Below are 19,533 nucleotides of genomic sequence, written 5' to 3'. Positions count from 1 at the left end.
GGGGGGGGGGGCCCTTGGTGGGTTGTTGGGGGGGGGGGGGGGGGCCCCCCACCCCCGGGGCGCCCCGGGCCCGCCGGGGCCCCCCGTCTTTGCTACTATCCCGGTTTGGCCCCCCCCGACCCGACCCACCCAACAAGGACATCCATGCCCCTCACCCACACGGCGACAGCACTTCCGCCCCGGCAGACGCTGCCCGCCGAAGAGCGTCACGCCACGGAACTCGCCTTCCTCGCCGCCCATGACGAAGGCCCGCGTCCGCCCGGCTGGCTGCTGACGCCCCGCTCCGTCATCACCTTCGTCTGCGGCAGCGCCGGCGATCCCCTCAGCCTGCCCGAGCCCCACGGGACGCTGCCCCGCCAGCTCGTCATCGCCCCGAAGTTCGTCGGCGAACGCGCCCTGGTGGAACGGTGCGTGGTCACGCTCGCCGGCGAACGCGGCCTGCTGCTGGTGGGCGAGCCGGGTACGGCCAAGTCGCTGCTCTCGGAGCTGCTGTCGGCGGCCGTCTGCGGCACCAGCGCACTGACCGTGCAGGGCACCGCGGGCACCACCGAGGACGCCCTGCGCTACGGCTGGAACTACGCCCTCCTCCTGGCCCAGGGACCCACTCCCCAGGCCCTGGTGGACTCACCGGTCCTCAGCGCGATGCGCTCCGGGCAGGTGGCGCGCGTCGAGGAGATCACCCGCTGCCTGCCCGAGGTGCAGGACGCGCTCGTGTCGATCCTCTCCGACCGCCGGATGAGCGTGCCCGAACTGTCCGGCACGGCCGAGGCGCAGGTGGCCGCCGCCGCCGGGTTCACCGTCATCGCCACCGCCAACCTGCGCGACCGCGGAGTCTCCGAGATGTCCGCCGCGCTCAAGCGCCGTTTCAACTTCGAGACGGTGCACCCGATTGCGGACGTCGAGGCCGAGACGACGCTCGTCAAGCGGCAGGCCGTCGCGGCCGTCGAGCGGGCGGGCGCGGCCTTCGACGTCGACGATGCGGTGCTCGACGTCCTGGTGACCGTCTTCCGGGACCTGCGGGCCGGGCGTTCGTCCGAGGGCTGGGACGTGGAGCGGCCCGGCACGGTGATGTCCACCGCGGAGGCGGTGCAGGTCGCCGTCTCCCTCGGGGTGTCCGCCGCCTATCTGCCCGCCGGGGACTGTCTCGACCTGGTCCCCGGCCATCTCCTGGGCGTGGTCCGCAAGGACGATCCCGGTGACCACGCGCGCCTGTTGGGGTACTGGGACGGCCCCGTGCGCCGCCGCGCCGAGGACGGTTCGCCGACCTGGCGCCGCCTGTGGGACCTGCGGGAGAACCTCCGGTGACACTCGCCCATGACCCGGAGGTGACACCCGTCCAGGACCCGCGGGTAACGCCCGTGGAGAACCCGCGGGCGGCGCTCGTAGAAGACCCGCGGGCGGCGCTCGACGCCCTCGCCGGCTCCGCGGTGCCGTACCTGCTGGGCATACGGCACCACAGCCCCGCGCTCGCCGCGGCCGTGCCCGCGCTGCTGGACGCGGCCGGCGCCGACGTGGTGTGCGTGGAACTGCCGGCCGACTTCCAGCCGTGGCTCGTCCACCTCGGCGCGCCCGGCACCCTCGCGCCGGTCGCGCTCGCGGGCGCCGGGCAGGGCGGGCGGCTCGGCTTCTACCCGTTCGCCGACTTCTCCCCCGAACTCGCCGCGGTCCGCTGGGCACGGGAGCGGGGCGTGGAGGTCGTCTGCTGCGATCTGCCGATGGCCGACGCGCGCTGGGGCGGCACGGACCCGGATGCGGCCGGGGACCCCCGCGAGACGGTCGGCGAACCCGCCGGCCGGTCCGCGCCCACCTCCTTCGCGCAGGCGCTCACCGCCGCCGGGACCGGCCGGGCCGGGGACGACCTGTGGGACCGCAGCGTGGAGGTGCGCGCCCCGGGCTGTGCTCCCGAGGTGCTGCGCCGGGCCGCGTTGAGCGTCGGCTGGGCACTGCGCCAGGACGCCGAGTCGTCCGGCGGGGTGTCCGCCGTGGACCTGGCGCGCGAGGCGCACATGCGGGACACGATCGCCCTCGCGGCGGCGGACGGACGGCGGGTCGCGGCGGTGATCGGCGCCTTCCACGCCCCGGCGTTGGCCGACGGAATGGCGCTGGCCGCCGGGACGGCCGAGCGGCCCCCGGCCGACGGCACGACCGTGCCGGGGGCGCCGACCGCCGACGGGGTGTCGGCGCGCAGTGAGGCATCGACGGGAACGGTGCTCCCGGGGGCCCCCTCCCCCGTCGTCACCTCCCTGGTGCCGTACGCGTTCGACCTGCTGGACTCCCGGTCCGGCTATCCCGCGGGCATCCGCGATCCGCGCTGGCAGCAGGCGGTGTTCGGCGCCGGGGGCGATCCCGGGCTGCTGCACGACGCCGCGGCCGGGGCGATCACCAGGGTGTGCCGGGAACTGCGGGCGGTCGGGCACACCGCGGGGACGGGCGAGGCGCGTGAGACGCTGCGCGTGGCCGGTGACCTGGCCCGGTTGCGCGGGCTCCCGGCCCCGGGCCGCAGCGAGCTCCTCGAAGCCCTCACGGTGGTCCTGGGTCAGGGCGAACCGCTCGGCCGCGGCCGGGCTCTGGCGCGGGCCCTGGAAGTGGTGCTGGTCGGCACCGAGCGCGGCCGGGTCGCCCCGGGCACACCGCGCTCCGGGCTCGGGCCGTCCGTCGAGGCCGAACTCGCCGCCCTGCGGCTGCCCGGACCGGACGATCCCGCACCGCGCGAACTGCGGCTCGACCCACTGCGTTCGGCGCTCGACCACCGCCGCGAGATCCTCCTGCGCCGGTTGGAGGTGTGCGGGGTGGGATACGGCGAGCCGGTGACGGTGGCCGGTACGGGCGACGCCGCCGCGCTCTCCTCACGCTGGCGGCTGTCGTGGGTCCCCGCCGTACCGGTCCGGCTGGACCTGGCCGGGGTGCGCGGCGTGAACGCCGCGCTGGCGGCGGAGGGCACGCTGCGGGAGACCTTCCGCAGGGAGTCGGCCGACGGCGGCCCCACCTGCGCCCTCGTCCTGACGGGGCTTCGGGACGCCGCGCGCTGCGATCTGCCCGCGCTGGTCGCCCAGCGGCTGGCCGAGGCCGCCGAGGTGCTGCCCGCGTCCGCGACGATCCCCGAGATCCTCACCGGACTGGATCTGCTGGAGGCGCTGCGCCGGGGGCACCTGCCCGGCACGACGCCCGCGGGCAGGCAGACGGCGGGTTCGCTCGCCGCCGACCTCCTGGAGTCCGCGGTACGGTCCCTGCCGGGGCTGGCCGGCAGCGACGACCCGCAGGAGGCGGCCGCACTGGTCGCCCTGGCCGCACGCGCCGGTGAACTCCGCCTGGGGCTGCGGATGGACGAGGCCCTGGCCCGCCTCGCGGACGGTGCGTCCCCCCTCGTCCAGGGTGCCGCTCTGGCCTGCCGGGTCCTGTTCGACCTGGAGGACGCCGAGACGCTCGGCGCCCGGGCCGCCGGCTGGATCGACACGGCCACCGGTCCCGACGCACGGCGCGCACTGGCCCGCCGGCTCGTCGGACTGCTGACCGGGGCCGCGCCGCTGCTCCAGTCGGCGCCGACCGCCCTCGACCCGCTGCTCGACCGGATCGACTCGCTCGACGACCGGGGTTTCCTGGACCGGCTGCCGGCACTGCGCGGCGGCTTCGACACGCTCACCCCGGCAGGCCGCGACCGGCTGCTGCACACCGTGACGGAACGGCTGGGCGACCGTCTCGACCTCGCGCTGGGCGCCTCCCCGCAGCTCCTGGCCCTGTGGACGGCGGCGGACGAGGTCGGCCGTTCGGCGGCGGCCTCCCTGCGGCCGACGCCCTCGCCGCACCGGACCGCCGAGGCGCCGGCCACCGAGACACCGGCCGTCGAGACACGAGCTGCCGAGGCGCCGGCCGCCGAGGCCGCCACTCACGCGGCGACACCCCGCGGGTCCGACGCGGACGAGCCGCGCGACGGCGTACTGCGGCTGTCGGCGACGGACCGGTGGCGTCTGCTGCTCGGCAGGGAACACGACCGACTCCCCACGGGCGCCCGTCGTTACGCACACGCGCTCGACGAGCTGTACGGCGCGGGCCGCGGGGAGGGCTCCTCGGACCTGGGTCGGGAAGGCGGACGCGGCGGCGGACAGGACACGTCCTTCCCGACCGCGCGCGAGTGGGCCGAGGAACTCCAGGCGCTGTTCGGCGCGGAGGTGCGCGAGGAGGTCCTGGCGCGCGCCGCCGACCGGGGACGCAGCGACGTGCTGACCGAACTCGACCCCGGGGCGGTGCGTCCGTCCGTCGATCTGCTGACGTCCGTGCTGTCGCTGGCGGGCGGGCTGCCGGAGCAGCAACTCGCCCGGCTGCGCCCGCTGGTACGCCGGCTGGTCGACGAACTGGCCAAGGAGCTGGCCACCCGGATGCGTCCCGCGCTGACCGGTCTCGCCACGCCTCGCCCGACCCGTCGTCCGGGAGGCCGGATCGACCTGCCGCGCACCCTGCGGGCCAACCTCGTCCACGCCCGCAGGAGAGCCGACGGCAGCACCCTGGTGGTTCCGGAACGGCCGGTGTTCAGCACCCGTTCGCGCACGGAGGCGGACTGGCGGCTGATCCTGGTGGTCGACGTGTCCGGGTCCATGGAGGCCTCCGTGATCTGGTCGGCGCTGACCGCGGCCGTGCTCGGTGGTGTGCCCACGCTGAGCACGCACTTCCTGGCGTTCTCGACGGACGTGATCGATCTGACGGACCGGGTCGACGACCCGTTGTCCCTGCTGCTGGAGGTGCGCGTGGGCGGCGGCACCCACATCGCGGCCGGTCTGGCCCACGCCCGTTCCCTGGTGACGGTGCCGAGCCGCACCCTCGTGGTGGTGGTGAGCGACTTCGAGGAGGGCTACCCGCTCGGCGGGCTGCTCGGCGAGGTACGGGCCCTCGCGGGTTCGGGGGTGCACCTGTTGGGCTGTGCCGCGCTGGACGACACCGGCAGCCCGCGCTACTCCGTTCCCATCGCCCAACAGTTGGTCGCGGCCGGCATGCCCGTCGCCGCCCTCAGTCCTCTCGCCCTCGCCCGCTGGGTGGGCGAACGCCTCCGCGGAGAGTCCCGATGAGCCCCGAACTTCCCCCGGCCGCACCCGAGGTGACCGCTGCCGCGGTGGCGGGTCTGACCTCCCGGCTGCGCAAGAAGCTGGACGTCGCCGTGGAGACCTGTGCGGCCGTTACCGTCGTCGTGGAGGGCGCCGAGCGGCGGGTCCGGTGCGGTGCGGACGCGGAGGTCGTCCTCACCCCCGGGCCTTCCGGAGCGGTCACGGAAGCCGAGCAGGTGGTGTGCAGCTGTCTGCTGGCGCCGAGGTGCCTGCACCGTGCCGCCGTGCTGAGCGCCTGCCCGGTGGCCGATGCGGACCAGGTGCCCCCCGCGGACCCGGTGGCCGATCCCGGTACGACCGCGGGCTCCGGCACGACGGCCGACCCCGCTACGGCGACCGGCGCGGGCGCGGCAACCGGCGCGGGCGCGGCAACCGGCGCGGGCGCGGCGATCAACGGGGGCGCCGGGGCAGACCCGGGCGCCGCGTCAGCCGCGCAGGCCGTGGGAGTCCCCGCGCGGACCGACCTCACGACCGCGCAACGGGACGCCGCCCGCGCCCTGTGGGCCGCTGCGGCGGCGGCGCTGGCCGCCGGGGTGCCCGCGGCGGGTGCGGTCGCGCAGGCGGAGTTGCTGCGGGCCTCGCACTCGGCGCGACTCGCCGGCCTGTACCGCGCGGAGGGTGCGGCGCTGCGGGTGGTGCGCGGACTGCGAGGCGTCCGCTCCCGCCAGGACGGCCACCGGTTGGCCGACCTGGTCGACAACCTGCGTGAACTCCTCCTGACCACGGCTCTGTTGACCGGTCCTGAGCCGGACCCGGCATGGATCGGGTCCGCCCGCCGCGCCTACCGCCCGGAAGGCGCGCTGCGCGTACACGGAGTGTGCCGGGAGCCGGTGATCTCGGCCACCGGGTTCGGCGGGGTGGTCACGCACGTCATCTCCGACGACGGACGCTGGTTCAGCGTCGCGGACGTCAAACCGGGCGGTTCCGCCCGTGCGCGCGGCGCCGCGACGGCCACGGTCGCGCTGGGCTCGGGCAGTCTCGATCACGCCCGGCTCTCCCGCGGTGGGCTGCTGGTCTCGGGGGCGACCCTGTCGTCGGACGGCCGTCTCGGAGCGGGCAAGGGAGTCCGGGCGACGCCGGTCCCGGGCCGGTCCTGGACCTCGGGGCCCTTGGCCGCCCTGTTCACGCGCCCCCTCTCCGAGGCCGTGGGCGACGGGCCCGGGAACGCTCCGGTGGGCGACCCCGAGCAGGCGCGGCAGTCGGCCGGTGAACTGATCGGCTGCGATCTGGTCATCGTAGGAGCGTTCAACGACCAGGTACTCGCGCGGGAGCTGCTGCCCGGCGGGGCGGACCGGGACGGCCTGCTGATCCGGTTGCTGCCGGCCCACGGCCATCCCGACCTGGCGCACACCGCGAACCTCCGTCGGCTGGCGTCCCGTCCCGGGCTGCGGCTGCGCGTCGTCGGCCGTCCGGACCCCGACCGCGCCGCCACGCTCCGGCCCCTGGCCGTCGGGCCGCTGCCGGACGGCGGACCGACGACCCTGCGCCTGCCGGAGGAGTGGTCGGGCCATGCCGACCTGGGCTACGACCGTCTCGAAGGCGTCCATCTGCCGCCCGGCGACGCGCTGCCGGAGACGGCCGGGCTTCCCGGCGTCCCGCCGGACCCGGTGGCGGAGGCACCGTTGTGGCGGCTGCGGCGGCTGGTCGAGGTCGCCGTGTCGGGTGGCCGTCGAGCCGTCGCCCAACCCGCGCGCGACGGCGATCGTGCCGGGGCCGCAGCGGCCCTGCGCCGGGTCGGATTCCGCGCGGCGGCCGACCTGTTGACGGAACTGGCCGCGGAGGCTGACCGGCGCGGCCGTGACGTCTTCGGTCGCACCGAGGAGGCCGACCCCGACGCGTACGCGCGCGCCTGGCTCGCCGCGGCCGTCTACCTCGCGGGCACCGAACGGGCCCTGGTCCGGGCGACGTGGCAGCCGTCGGGCAGCTGCTGAAGTGCCGACGGACCCGGGCCCGGGCGGCGAGCCGAAGGTGTCCGGGGGCCGGTCGGGGTCAGGCCTGCCAGCGCATCAGGTTCTGGAACAGCTCGCCCTGCTCGATCGCGTCGTCGAGCGCGTGGTGCGTGTGCGGGCGGGACGACAGGAGGTGGCTCGGCATCGACCGCTTCGTCGCCTCACTGATCGCCACTTCGGCCTTGGCGGCGTACAGCGTCTTGAGGTCGAGACAGCGGGAGTGCCCGAACGGCGAACCTGCGTCGGCGAACCGCAGGAAGTACCAGTACATCCACATCCAGTCGTAGCCCAGCGGGTACGCGACGAACACCGGCGTCGCGGCCAGCTCGTCGGCCGCGGCTGCCAGCCAGGTGGCCGCGGCGTTCATGGCCCGGACGGGGTCCTGCCCTTCCCGCGCCAGCCGATCACGGTCCAACCCGCCGACCGCCAGGGCTTGTGGGTCGTAGGCGTCGCTGATCGGCTTCAACTCGGCGTAGAAGGTCCGCTCGGCGGGGTCGACGGCCCGGAACCCGGCCCCGTCACGGACCCCCGCGACCGCCAGACCGAAGCTCGACATCGAGAACGGCCCGGGAATCGGGCCGTCGGCCTCCACGTCCGCGGACACGTAGAACTCGGACTTCGCCATCGATTCTCTCCGTACTCCGAGACCTATGAGGGGAGCACTGCGCAGGTCCCGGTGAGCGCAGCCCTTCGGCTTCATCCGACCTTGCGCAGGATCACCACCCAGTCCTCGCCCTCCAGATCCTCCACGCGGTCGAGTGCCCGAGTCTCCACGCCCACGGGCAAGGAGTCCCCCACGCTCAGCGTGAGGTCTGCGGGCCGCGGCGGTCGCTCAGTCTTCCCTGTCGCGTGGCTCCTCGTTCTCGTTGCCCGATCCGCGGCGGCGACGGGCTCGTTCGGCGATTCCGCTGGAGAGCTTGTCCTTCACCGAACCGGCCCGGTCGAGGGTCTCGTTGCCGAGGCTCCGCGCGGCGCCGACGCCCTTCGATCCCGTCTCCAGGGCCTTGTCCTTCGCCTCCACCGCCGCTGCCGCCCAACGCCGCGTCTGAGACGGCTGGCGATCGGACTCGATTCCGAGCGGCCGGTAGAAGCCGGCGACCGCGGTCACGACCTGATGGGTCGACTCGACCACGGCCGGGGACTTGCTCGGGTGCAGCAGCACCTTCGCGTTGGCCTCGTCGGCAGCCGCGTTCATCCGGGCCACCAGACGTTCCGTGCTCCGGGAGATGAGGTCGAGCCGGTTGCGCCGGGCGATCCGTACTCCCTGGCGGTGCCGGTCCAGTTCCTCCGGCGCCGTGTCCCGTACCCGGTCGAGTTCGAGCACGGCGACCGCGTCCTGGAGTTGGAAGCAACGGGCCAGCACGGCGAGCCACTCCGGGGCCTTGGACTCGACCTCCTTGGCCGCCACCGCGAGCTCACCGATCTTGGCCTTGCGCTCCAGCTTCTCCGCGAGTGCGTCGAGTCGACGCAGTGCGTACACCTGGGCCGCAGCGATCGTCCCCGGGGCGTCCTGCACCTTCGACCACGTGACCTCGGAGACCCGGCCCACCTGCTCGCGGATGGTCACGGCCTCTTCGATGAGGAGCTGCGCGCCGATCACCTTCGCCAGCTCCGCGTCCTTCTGGGCCCGGAGCAGGTCGTCGACCTTCTCGTCGATCGCGGCGAGGTAGTCGGTGATCTCGTCCATCGTCTGCTGCATCGCGAGCTGCGTCATGACCGCCGCCGCATTGGCCAGCACCGCCGGGTTGGCCCGCAGCGGCCCCCCGCTCCTCGTGAACTGGATGAAACCCTTGATCTGCCCCTTGTCCCCCTTGAGCACACCCGTCTTGAGACCCGTGGTGGCGCTCTCCCGCAGCCCGTGCTTGTCGACGAGCCGTGCGGACTCCTTGGTCAGCTTCACCCAGCGGCCCGAGTGGGCCGCCAGGTCGGAACCCGTCTGCGCGGCGCCGGCCGCGCTGCCCAGGGCGGGCCCGAACCGTCGCCGTCCGAGGTCCTGCGGTCGCAGTCCCTCGGAGACGAGGAAGCGGTCGATCGTCGCCTCGTTCCCGAGGATCGTCAGGCCGTCGCCGTCGCTGATCAGCTGTATCTCGTCGTCCATGGTCAGGTCACTCCTTGTTCGGTCTCGGCCCGGACCGGGGCGCTGTCTTCCGGTTCGGCCGCACGGGCCTGGCACGCGCGCGTTCGGTGCGCACGGTGGCGGCGGCTCACAGCCCGTGGGCGTCCATCAGCCGCATCAGGTTCCGCTTGCGCTGCTGGGCGGCGCGCAGGTCGGCGACGTACGCAGTGAAGTCCGCTGTGGTCCCGAGGCGGTGGTGGCAGTCGCGGATGCTCAGCAACAGGCTCACCAGTCGCTCGTAGACGGCGTTGCCGGTCTGACGGGTGAGGGGAGCGGCCAGGCGGTGGTAGACGGCGAGGGAGTCGGCGGGGCGAGTGGGGCGTGCCTGGTCGGCGAGGGCGAGCCACTGGCCGTCGTGGACACCGAACTCCGTGGCGGCCTGCCAGGCGGCGTCGGTGTCCTTGTCGTCCAGGAGGACATCGACCAGGACGGAGCACTGGTGCGGGTCCTTCCGTGCGGCGTCGGCGCGCACGAGGGCCAGGGCGTTCTCCCGCTCGATCGGCCAACGGTCGGCGGACCGGGCGGCGACGCGCAGTCGTTGATAGGTGAGCAGGGTGCGGCAGGCGGTGAAGTGGTCGCGGCGCAGGGCGAGGAGGTCGACGGGCCGGTCGGCCCGGGTGTAACGGTGGGCGAGGTCGTCGACGAGTGCGGTGTCGACGGTGGCGAGGTCATCGCACGCGCGGATGCCCCGTTCGACCCAGTCAAGGGCCTCGGCGGGGCGGCCGGCGGTCTCCAGCTCACGGGCGATGACCAGGTGGGTGTGGCCGTTCGACGCGAGATCCGCGGCGTGCACGGCGACCACCGTGTCGATGTCCCGGCCCGCCTTCGCCAGCTGCCCCATCAGGTGCTTCTCGGCCCAGCCGGTACGGTTCGCCTGCCACGCGTCGACCGCGTACCGGCGCAGGTCGGCCATTCCCCGCTCCCCGAGCAGGTCCTCGTAGTCGAGCGGATCGATGTCGGTCAGATCGTTCGCCTCGTCGAGCGCGTGGGTCACCAGCCAGTGCGCGAGTTCCTCCGGGGCGGGGCGGGCCGCACGGCAGGCTTCGTGGTGTGCGGCGGCGAGGTCGGCGCCGATCTGACCGAGCCAGCCGTCCGAGTCCTCGATGCTCTCGACCACTGCGGCGAGCGACCCGATCGCCTCCCGCGCCAGTGCCTGGGAGTCCTTCGCCCGGCCCGACGCCGTCAACGAACGGACCGCGGACACCGCTTGCCCGGCCCGGGCCGCGTAGGCGCGGGCGTCGGCGTGTTCGACGTAGCCGTGCCGGGTGAAGGGGGCGACGTCGAGCAGTTCGCGAACCCGGGACCGGATCGCGGCCAGATCACCCCGCGCGCTCGCCGCCCGCAGTTCCAGGCGGCGGCGCACGTCCCGGTCCTCGGCGATTTCGTCCCGCACGACGGCGAGCAGTTCCTCCCGTGACAGGCCGGACAGCCAGGCGTCGAGCCCGCGGACCCGGGCCCGGGCGGACTCGCGCTGACGCGGCAGGTCGACCTCGCGCGTCAGCGCGGTCAGCCCGAGGGCGACCAAGTGCTTGCAGAAGTTGCCCTCTTGGCCGTAAGGGCAGTCGCACTCCCCCGCCAGGCCACCGCGTCCGCCCAGGGTCAGCTCCGCCTCGTACCGTTCCGTTCCCTGGACCGACGCCCTGACCCAGCCGTCGCCGACCTCCACCGCGGACACCGCGTCGACGTAGTCGAGCCCGCGCTCGAACGAACGCGCCCCGGCCAGCGAACGAAGATCCTCGTCGGTGAACTCCGCCATGCCGTCCTGGTCCTTCCCACCCGAGCCCACGTCACCGCCCTCTCCCCTGTCGGCAGGCGGTCGATGGGCCCGGTGCTCGTTTCCGGTGCCCCGTTCACCGGGCGCGTCGACATCGACATTGTTCCGGATGTCGGACGCCCTCGCACTACGCACCCGGCGACCCGGCTCGGGAAGAGGCCGTTGCCGCTGCGCGGGAGCCAGACCGCACGGACCCGGTCGCCGTCCAGCAGGTGCGCGTCGTCCTCGTGCACGACCTCGCAGAACAGCCGCACCCCGACGTCGGACGGCACCTGGGCCACGATCCGTTGGACCGCGGGCAGTGCGGTGGCGTCGGCCACCAGGGTGCGACGACGTACCTGGGGGTGCACGGTGAACTGGGCGGAGGGGCGGCTGATCCCGACGGCCCCGCCCGGGAGCACCGCCCCGGCCCACTCGGCGGCGAGTCCGCCGTCGTGGCGGCCGGTGCCCGAGTCGCGTGCGGTGACCCGTACGGTTCTCGTTCCGTCACTTCGGTGACGACCGCGGGGTGGGAAACCCCCTCGCCCCGCGGCCACGGTGAGGAGCGTGACGCCCGTGTCGATGTGGCTGCACCTGGTGAAGGTCACGCCGTCGCTGCTGGAGGAGGTGCGGACGCGCCCCTCGGTACTCGACGCGCTGTTCTTCCAGGGGGACGCCCCGCCCGGCTTCCGTCCGGTCGCCGACTCGTTCGGGCACGACCACCGCACGCTGCGCGAACTCGCCGAGGACCGCGCGCGGGTCGAGCACGGGGCGGGCTACTGGCCGACCGCCTTCCCCTGGCTGGCGCGGGCCACCGGACGGGGGTGCGCGGTCGTCGAGGGGTACAGGTTCCGCCACGGACCGGCGTTCGTCCTCCCCCCGGACGAGGTCGGGCAGGTCGCGGCGGGCCTGGCGGCGGAGAGGTGGTCGCGTACGGTGCGGGCGTCCGACTGGGACGCGGGGCGGGAGGAACGCGACCTCGACGACCTCGTCCCGTTCTTCGCCGCGGCCGGCGCGACGGGGCGGGCCGTACTCGGAGGGGTGAACTAGCCCCGCGTACGGCCCACTCGCACGGGCCCGTCGTCCCGGGCGGACCCGTGCGACCGCACGTCGAAGCGGTCGCACGATCCGCGGGCCGGGCACCTGGGACGGTCAGAGGCCGAGGCCGGTGAGGCGGTCCTCGTAGGCGATGGTGACGTCCTCCAGATCGCCCTTCGGATCGTCCCACAGGGCCGTCAGTTCCGCCTTGACGTCCGCGGGCAGGGCCTCGTAGCGCTCGGTCCAACTGTCGGCGCCCGGCGCCCAGTAGCCGACGACCTTGAAGCGGTCCGTGGGCAGGGCCAGGGTCTTGCGCAGGTGTTTGCGGACGCTGCGCAGGGCGGTGGTCTCGCCGGCCACCCAGATGTACGTGCCCGTGAGGTCGCTGTGTTCGGGGAGCGCCGTGGTGACGAGGTCCGCGAGGCGGCTCGGGCCGTGGCCGTTGCCGCCGTGGGTCCAGGTGACCTTGGCCCGCGGGTGGTCGGGCAGCGGCTGTCGGGCGCCGTCGTCGGGGATCTCGACGACCGCCCGGGTGACGACCGACTCCGGGGTGTCCTCCAGGATGCGGGCCAGTGCGGGCAGGCCGGTCAGGTCGCAGACGAGGACCTGGCGGGCGAGGTCGGCGGGCGGGTCGTAGAGGCCGGTGGGGGCGTTCAGGCCGAGGGGGTCACCGGGCCAGGCCGCCGCCGCCCAGGTGGCCGCGACGCCGTGGTCGTGGATGACGAAGTCGATGTCGATCTCGGCGGCCTCGGGACGCACCGCCCGGATGGTGTAGGTGCGCATGGGGGCGGTGGGGCGGCCCTCGGGGGTTTCCCAGCCGGTGTCGGTGGTGACGGGCAGGGAGAGGTCCTGGCGGTCGGGGCCGTGCGGGAAGAACAGGCGCACGTACTCGTCGCCCACGCCCGTCGAGACGAAGTCCGGCACGTCCCCGCCGGTCAGCGTGATGCGGACCATGCTGTCGGAGAGGCGCTGGACGCGGGACACGGTGGCGCGGTGGATCGTCATGGTTCAGTGCTCCTTGGAGGGTTCGGGGGACGGGGTGTACGCCTGCCACAGGGCCGCGTACTCCCCCGCCAGGGACAGCAGGTGCGCGTGGGTGCCCTCCTCGGCGACCCGTCCGGAGTTGAGGAGGACGATGTGGTCGGCGTCGCGGGCCTGTTCGAGGCGGTGGGCGACGATCACGCTGGTGCGGCCCCGGGTGACGCGGCGCAGTCCGTCCGTGAGCAGGGCGCGGGTGGCGGGGCCCGACTCGGCGGTTGGCTCGTCCAGGACGACCAGCGGCGGATCGGCGAGCAGGACCCGGGCCAGCGCGAGGTGTTGCACGGTGCCGTCGTCCAGGGGGGTGCCGTCCGGGCCGCCGAGGACGGTGTCCGCGGTGGTGCCCTCGGGCAGGGCCCGCGCGGCGCCCGACTCGGCCAGGGCGCGGGCGAGTTCGTCGGGGGTGGCGGTCGGGGCGGCCAGGGTGAGGTTGTCGGCGAGGGTGCCGCCGAAGAGGTGGACCTCCTGGGTCACCAGGTAGGTGCGGCGGGCGCGGTGCGCGTCGTCCGCGCCGACGGTGACGCGTCCCCGGTCGGGGCGGCCGGTTCCGGCGATCAGCCGGGCCAGGGTGCTCTTCCCGGAGCCGCTCGCGCCGACCAGCGCCACGGTGGCGCCACCGGGGACGTGCAGGGTGACGTCGTTCAGGGCCGGGCGGCTCGCGCCCGCGTAGGTGAACGAGACGCCGGACACCGAGACCGGCGGCGGAGCGGCACCGCTCGTCGGGGGTGTCGGCCCGGGGTGCGGGGGCTGGGCGGCGAGGTCGGTGACGCCGATCAGTCGGGTGAGGCCGACCGTCGCCCGTTGGATGTCGTCGAGGCTGGTGAACAGGGACCCGATCGGGCCGAACAGCCGGTGGAAGTAGAGGGCGGCGGCGGTGGCGGTGCCGAGGGTGACGGCCCCGGCATCGAGCAGCAGGTAGCCGGTGGCCAGGATGGTCGACAGGCCGAGGAACTCGGCGACGTGCAGGCCGCCGTAGAAACGGTTGGCGAGGCCGACGCCGTCCCGCTGGCGGACGACGGCCCGGGTGCTGCGGGTGGCGAGTTCCGTGAGGTGGTGTTCCTGGGACCGGTAAGCGCGGATCGTCTCGGCGCCCCGCACCGCCTCGATGACGGTCTGTCCGCGGTCGGCCTCCAGTCGGCGCACGTCCCCGTAGACGAGGTGGGAGCGGGCGAGGAAGCGGCGGGTCGCGTACCACTGGACCGGTACGCACACCAGGCCGGCGAGGGCGAGGCGCGGGTCGAGGACGGCCAGCCCGGCGAGGGTCAGCCCGATGGTGAGGGCCGCGCCGGTGAGGGTGGGCAGCACGTCGGAGGCGGCTTCGGAGATGGCTTCCACGTCGCCGGTGACCCGGGAGACCACGTCGGAGCTGCCGCTGGCTTCGAGGGTTTCGGCGGGCAGGTGCACCGCCGCCTCGAACACGTCCTCGCGCAGGGCGGCCAGGGTGTCCTGGACCAGGCCGACGAGCATCCGGCCGCCGAGGAAGGTGAGCGCGGCGCCCACCAGGGAGACCAGGACCAGCAGGGCGCCCAGGGTGAGGACATGGGCGCGGTCGGTGCCGGCCGCGTCCGCTCCGGCGACCGTGTCGACCAGACGGCCGAGCAGGGGCGGGGCGGTGAGGGTGACGGCCGTGCCGGCGAGCAGGACGAGCGTGGTGACCGTCAGGCGCCCCCGATGCAGGGCGAGGCGCCGGGCGCTCTCGCGGCGGGCCCGGCGCGGGGTGGCGGTGGGCAGCGGCCCGGCGGGGGTGCGGGGGGTGGTCGTCACCGGGGTGTTCCGTTCGGCTCGGGGGCGCCGGGCGTGGCGCTGAGGTCGATCACCTGGTCGCAGGTGGAGAGCAGGATGCGGCTGGTGGTGATGAGCACGGTGGTGCCGGTCAGTGCGCGCAGTCCTTCGGCGATGCGGCGTTCGGTCACCGGGTCCACGGCGGTGGCGGGTTCGTCGAGGACGCGGACGGGGGTGTCGGCGTGCAGGGCCCGGGCGAGCAGCAGCCGTTGACGCTGTCCGCCGGAGAGACGACGGCCCTCTTCGCCGACCTCGGCGTCGGGTCCGCCGAGGTGTTCGAGCACGTCGTCCAGGGCGGCGGCGCGCAGCAGGGCCGGGTCGGGGGTGCCGCCGGGCGGGGTGAGGTTGGCGCGCAGGGTGCCGCTGAAGAGGCTGCCGTGGTGCGGGGGTGCGGTGATGTGGGCGCGGACGCCGTCGGGGCCGAGGTCGGCGGCGTCCCGTCCCCCGATGAGGAGTTCGCCGCGGGGCGGCGGCACGCGGTGGCCGAGGCGGTCGCTGAGGTCGCGGGCGTGGGCGGGGTGCCGGGGGACGACGCCGAGGAGGGTGCCCGTCGGTATCTTCACCGGGGTGCCGTGGCCGGGCGGGTGCCAGACCAGGTCGGCGGGGGTGTCAGAGCCGGGGGCGGGGGTGTCCGGACCGGGGGCGGCCGGTGGTTCGTTGAGGAGGTCGGCGAGGCGGCGGGCGGAGGCGCGCTTGTGGGACCAGTTCGCGGCGAACGTCCCCACATGGGCCAGGGAGCCCTGGAGGAACTGGGCGAGCCCGAGGACGGTGACGAGCTGACCCACCGTCAGCTGCCCGTCGAGGGCGAGCAGTCCGGCGGCGGTCGCCAGTGCGGCGAGGAACACCCCGGACAGCGCCACGCTCAGCCCGGTGTACGCGAGGACGGCCCGGGCGGCGGCGACCGCGCCCCGGCGTGAGGATTCGCTGGCGGTCCGGTAGCGGGCGGCGGCCTCGGCGCGGGCGTTCATCCCGACGAGGACCCGCAGCCCGGTGATCATGTCGGTGGCGACCTCGCCCGCCCGGGCCGCGGAGCCCTGCTCGGCGTGTCCGCGCGCTTCGAGCGGCATCGACAGCCGACGCATCAGGACGAGGACGAGGACGGTGCTGACGATCACGCCGATGCCCAGCGGCACGGAGATCAGCAGCAGCGCGACGGAGGCGGTGAGGATCGCGGTGAGCGTGGCCGCCTGTTCGACGACGCTCCAGGACACGCCGGCGACCCGGTAGGTGTCGGAGGTGACGTGCGCCAGCGCCTCGCCGGGGCCCGGGCGGCGGCGCAGCCCGCGCGGGTCGAGGAGCCGGGTCACGGTGGCCTGGCGCAGCTCGTGTTCGGCGTACCCGTAGACGGTGACCATGGAGGCCGCGGCGCGCTGGTAGGACAGCGACAGGACGACGAACACGCCGGCGAGCACGGTCAGCCAGCGCAGCAGTGCGGACGGGTCGCCGGGGGCGATCGCCCGGTCGATGACCAGGCCGACGACGATGGGGACGAGTGCCTCGCACAGTTGGTGCGTCATGAACGCGAGGGTGGTGAGGGTGAGTCGGACGCCGCGCCCGCCGTGCAGCAGGACGAGGCGGAAGAGCCCGCCGGGGGTAGCGGGTGCGTCGTGCGGGGCCGGGGCGTCGCGGGGCGGGTGGTTCACGCGGGGTCCCGGCGGCGGGCCAGCGGCACGACCAGGGGGGTGCCGGTCTCCGGGTCGGGCACCACCCGGCACGGCAGGTCGAACACCTCCCGCACCAGTTCCGCGGTCATCACGTCCGCGGGCGGCCCCTCGGCGACCACCCGGCCGTCGCGCAGCGCGATCAGGTGGGTGGCGTAGCGGGCGGCGTGGTTGAGGTCGTGGAGGACCGCGACGAGGGTCCGGCCGGCGCGGTGCAGGTCGGTGAAGAGTTCCAGCAGGTCGATCTGGTGGGCGATGTCGAGGAACGTCGTCGGTTCGTCGAGCAGCAGGATCGGGGTCTGTTGGGCGAGCACCATGGCCACCCACACGCGCTGGCGCTGTCCGCCGGAGAGTTCGTCGACGAGCCGGCCGGACAGGTCGGTGACGGCGGTGGCGTCCATCGCCTCGGCGACGGCCCGTTCGTCGTCGGCGGTCCACTGGCGGGTCAGCTTCTGGTGCGGGTAGCGCCCGCGGGCGACGAGTTCGGCGACGGTGATGCCGTCCGGGGCGAGGGAGGTCTGCGGGAGCAGTCCGAGGCGGCGGGCGACCTCCTTGGCCCGGTAAGTGGCGATCGGGCGGCCGTCGAGCACGACCTGCCCGGCGGTGGGGGCGAGGAGCCGGGACAGCGCGCGCAGCAGGGTGGACTTGCCGCAGGCGTTGGGGCCGATGATGACGGTGAAGGAGCCGTCCGGGATGGTCAGGTCGAGGTGTTCGGCGACCGGGTGGCGGGCGTAGCCGAGGGTCACGTCCCGTACTTCCAGGCGGGCCGCGGGTGCCTCGGGGCCGGGGGCCGCCGGCTCGGCGGTGGGTGTGCGGTCGGTCGTCGGGGGCATGCGGCTTCCTCGGAGCGGGGGCGGGACGGGGGGCGTCGGGGCGCGGTCAGCGGCGGCGGGCGTACTGGCCGGCGAGGAGCCAGGCGAGGTAGAGCCCGCCGACGGAGACGGTGACCACGCCGACGGGCAGGTCGATGCGTTGGGCCACGTAGTCGGCAGCGACCAGGACCAGCGCCCCGGTGAGCGCGACCGGCGCGAGGCGCAGCGTGGTGGAGCTGCGGGTCAGTCGCTGGGCGATCTGCGGGGCGGCCAGGGCGACGAAGGCGATGGGGCCGACGGCGGCGGTCACCAGGGCGGTGAGCGAGACGCCGACGACGGTCGCGGCGAGCCGGGTGCGTCCGCCCCGTACGCCGAGGGCGAGGGCCGTGTCGTCGCCCATCTCCAGGTGGGTCAGGGGCCGCACCACGAAGACGGCGCACACCAGCAGCAGGGCGAACACCACGGCGGCCGGTCGGAACTGTTCGAAGCCCAGTCCACTGAGCGAGCCGGCGGCCCACGTCGCTGCGAGCATGGCCTGCTTGGCGTTGACGGACAGCAGCAGCATGGAGGTGAGGGAGCCGAGCCCGGCGCCCACGGCGATGCCGACGATGATGAGCCGGAACGGTTGCAGCCCGTCGCGGTAGGCGAGCACGTACACGACGAACGCGGTGATCGCCCCGCCGATCAGCGAACCGGCCGCCACGGACAGGTAGTCGGTGCCGCCGATCAGAACCAGGACGACGGTGGCGCCCGCGTAGGAGCCGGCGGAGAAGCCGATCACGTCCGGGGAGCCGAGCGGGTTCTTGGTGAGGGACTGGAAGATCGCGCCGCTGATCGCGAGGGCGGCCCCGCACAGCAGGGCGAGCAGCAGCCGGGGCAGTCGCCAGGTGACGACGACGAGTCGGTTGCGGGGGTCGGAGTCCGGGTCGAACAGCGCGGTCAGCACCTGTCCCGCGGTCAGTGAGCGGGAGCCGGTGCCCAGGGTCAGGACGCCGAGGGCGAGCACGGCGGCGAGCAGCGCGCAGCAGACCATGACGGTGCGCCGGTCGATGAGGTACGCGAGGCCCAGTCGGCGCCAGGTCCAGCTGGCGCGGCCGAGGTCCACGGTGGTGGGGGGCGCGGTGCGGGTGCGGGTCATGGCGGGTTCGGGTTCCTGGGGGGCGGCGGGCGACGGTGCGGGTTCGGTGGTCACAGGCCGCTCGCCCTCCGGCGCCGGACGAGGACGACGAGGACGGGCGCGCCGACCAGGGCGGTGACGAGGCCGACCCGCAGTTCCCCGGACGGCAGCACCACCCGCGCCACGATGTCCGCGGCGAGCAGGAAGGAGGGCGCGACGAGCACGGTGAGCGGCAGGATCCAGCGCTGGTCGGGGCCGGTGACCCAGCGCACGATGTGCGGCACCATCAGTCCGACGAACGAGATGGGTCCGGCGACGGCGACGGCGGTCCCGGCGAGCAGGGTCACCGCGAGGACGACGCTGACCCGGGTCAGGCCGATCCGGGCGCCCAGGGACTTGGCGGCGTCGTCGCCGAGGGCGAGGGCGTTGAGCGGCCGGGCGCACATCAGCGCGAGGACCGCGCCGGCGGCCAGCAGGGGTCCGGCGACGGAGAAGATGTCGAGGGACCGTCCGCCGAGGGCGCCGACGTCCCAGAAGCGCACGGCGTCGAAGGTGGCGGTGTCCTTGAGGGTCAGCGCGGAGGTGAGTCCGCCGAAGACCGCGGTGAGGGCGACTCCGGCGAGGGTGAGCTTCACGGGGGTGGCCCCGTGCAGGCCGAGCGAGCCCAGGACGTAGACGAGCACGGTCAGGGCGAACGCCCCGGCGAGCGCGAACCACACGAAGACGGCGGGGTCGGTGAAGCCGAGCACTCCGACGGCGAAGGTCACGGCGAAACCGGCGCCCGCGTTGACGCCGAGGATGCCGGGGTCGGCCAGCGGGTTGCGGGTGAACGCCTGGATGAGCGCACCGCACAGTCCGAGGGCGGCGCCGACGACCAGTCCGATCACCGTGCGGGGCAGCCGCCCCTCGCGGACCATGATGTGTTCGTCGGACAGCGTCGCCGGGTCGACGCCCCGGCCCACGCCGAGCAGCGCGTCCCAGACGGTCGCGGGGTCGATCGCGCGGGCGCCGACCATGAGGCTGAGCAGGGCCGTCGCGAGCAGCAGGACGACGGCGGCCAGCAGGACCGGCAGACGGCGGCGGTGGCGTGCCGTCGGGGCCCCCCCCGCGGGGGGGGGCCCCCCCCCCCCCCCCCCCGCGGGGGGCGGGACACCCCGGGGGGGGGGGGTAGTGA

The 19,533-nt window shown here is 74.8% G+C and carries 14 protein-coding genes; 4 read left to right on the top strand and 10 right to left on the bottom strand.

All coding sequences use genetic code 11. The features are described 5' to 3' along the window. The first annotated feature begins 144 nt into the window (after positions 1 to 144). From ACFV88_RS17860 to ACFV88_RS17850, 3 genes are read left to right on the top strand one after another with little or no spacing between them, the layout of a single operon-like run. A complete protein-coding gene (locus tag ACFV88_RS17860) occupies positions 145 to 1,305 on the top strand; it encodes an AAA family ATPase (RefSeq protein ID WP_385492051.1) in 1,161 nt (386 codons plus the stop codon). Positions 1,306 to 1,358: 53 nt separating this feature from the next. Further along, on the top strand, positions 1,359 to 5,057 hold the full coding sequence (locus tag ACFV88_RS17855) for a DUF5682 family protein (protein ID WP_385492396.1): 3,699 nt from the start codon (positions 1,359 to 1,361) through the stop codon (positions 5,055 to 5,057). Continuing rightward, positions 5,054 to 7,024, top strand: a complete 1,971-nt coding sequence (locus ACFV88_RS17850) for a hypothetical protein (protein WP_385492047.1) — start codon at positions 5,054 to 5,056, stop codon at positions 7,022 to 7,024. The genes ACFV88_RS17855 and ACFV88_RS17850 overlap by 4 nt, the downstream gene beginning before the upstream one ends. 58 nt (positions 7,025 to 7,082) lie before the next feature. On the opposite strand, the gene ACFV88_RS17845 is transcribed toward ACFV88_RS17850, so the two are convergent. From ACFV88_RS17845 to ACFV88_RS17830, 4 genes are all read right to left on the bottom strand, one after another. Further along, positions 7,083 to 7,667 carry an exonuclease gene (locus tag ACFV88_RS17845; RefSeq protein ID WP_385492044.1) on the bottom strand — a complete coding sequence of 195 codons (585 nt, stop codon included), beginning with the start codon at positions 7,665 to 7,667 and terminating at the stop codon, positions 7,083 to 7,085. 207 nt (positions 7,668 to 7,874) lie between these two features. Continuing rightward, complete coding sequence (locus ACFV88_RS17840; protein ID WP_385492041.1) at positions 7,875 to 9,140, bottom strand: hypothetical protein; 1,266 nt, start codon at positions 9,138 to 9,140, stop codon at positions 7,875 to 7,877. Positions 9,141 to 9,246: 106 nt separating this feature from the next. Beyond that, on the bottom strand, positions 9,247 to 10,833 hold the full coding sequence (locus ACFV88_RS17835; RefSeq protein ID WP_385492394.1) for an SWIM zinc finger domain-containing protein: 1,587 nt from the start codon (positions 10,831 to 10,833) through the stop codon (positions 9,247 to 9,249). Continuing rightward, positions 10,758 to 11,252 carry an SIP domain-containing protein gene (locus ACFV88_RS17830; RefSeq protein ID WP_385492392.1) on the bottom strand — a complete coding sequence of 165 codons (495 nt, stop codon included), beginning with the start codon at positions 11,250 to 11,252 and terminating at the stop codon, positions 10,758 to 10,760. The genes ACFV88_RS17835 and ACFV88_RS17830 overlap by 76 nt, the downstream gene beginning before the upstream one ends. A gap of 226 nt (positions 11,253 to 11,478) precedes the next feature. Between ACFV88_RS17830 and ACFV88_RS17825 the strand changes: the two genes are divergently transcribed. Beyond that, complete coding sequence (locus ACFV88_RS17825) at positions 11,479 to 11,961, top strand: hypothetical protein (RefSeq protein ID WP_385492408.1); 483 nt, start codon at positions 11,479 to 11,481, stop codon at positions 11,959 to 11,961. A 102-nt stretch (positions 11,962 to 12,063) separates the two neighbouring features. On the opposite strand, the gene ACFV88_RS17820 is transcribed toward ACFV88_RS17825, so the two are convergent. The 6 genes from ACFV88_RS17820 to ACFV88_RS17795 form a co-directional block, all read right to left on the bottom strand. Next, a complete protein-coding gene (locus ACFV88_RS17820) occupies positions 12,064 to 12,954 on the bottom strand; it encodes a siderophore-interacting protein (protein WP_385492038.1) in 891 nt (296 codons plus the stop codon). A gap of 3 nt (positions 12,955 to 12,957) precedes the next feature. Next, complete coding sequence (locus tag ACFV88_RS17815; RefSeq protein ID WP_385492035.1) at positions 12,958 to 14,751, bottom strand: ABC transporter ATP-binding protein; 1,794 nt, start codon at positions 14,749 to 14,751, stop codon at positions 12,958 to 12,960. Next, positions 14,748 to 16,412, bottom strand: coding sequence for an ABC transporter transmembrane domain-containing protein (locus ACFV88_RS17810; protein WP_385492032.1), 1,665 nt, complete (start codon positions 16,410 to 16,412; stop codon positions 14,748 to 14,750). The genes ACFV88_RS17815 and ACFV88_RS17810 overlap by 4 nt, the downstream gene beginning before the upstream one ends. After that, complete coding sequence (locus ACFV88_RS17805) at positions 16,409 to 17,263, bottom strand: ABC transporter ATP-binding protein (protein ID WP_385492029.1); 855 nt, start codon at positions 17,261 to 17,263, stop codon at positions 16,409 to 16,411. Before ACFV88_RS17805 ends, ACFV88_RS17810 begins: the two co-directional genes overlap by 4 nt. Before the next feature lie 46 nt (positions 17,264 to 17,309). Further along, complete coding sequence (locus tag ACFV88_RS17800) at positions 17,310 to 18,380, bottom strand: FecCD family ABC transporter permease (RefSeq protein WP_385492026.1); 1,071 nt, start codon at positions 18,378 to 18,380, stop codon at positions 17,310 to 17,312. Between the two features lie 50 nt (positions 18,381 to 18,430). After that, a partial coding sequence (locus ACFV88_RS17795; protein WP_385492023.1) for a FecCD family ABC transporter permease occupies positions 18,431 to 19,533 on the bottom strand: 1,103 nt, incomplete at its 5' end.

This window comes from Streptomyces sp. NPDC059816 (assembly GCF_042732055.1).
Lineage (GTDB): Bacteria > Actinomycetota > Actinomycetes > Streptomycetales > Streptomycetaceae > Streptomyces.
The sequence above is the reverse complement of the archived record's forward strand: the minus strand, read 5'-3'. Positions and strand labels throughout refer to the sequence as shown.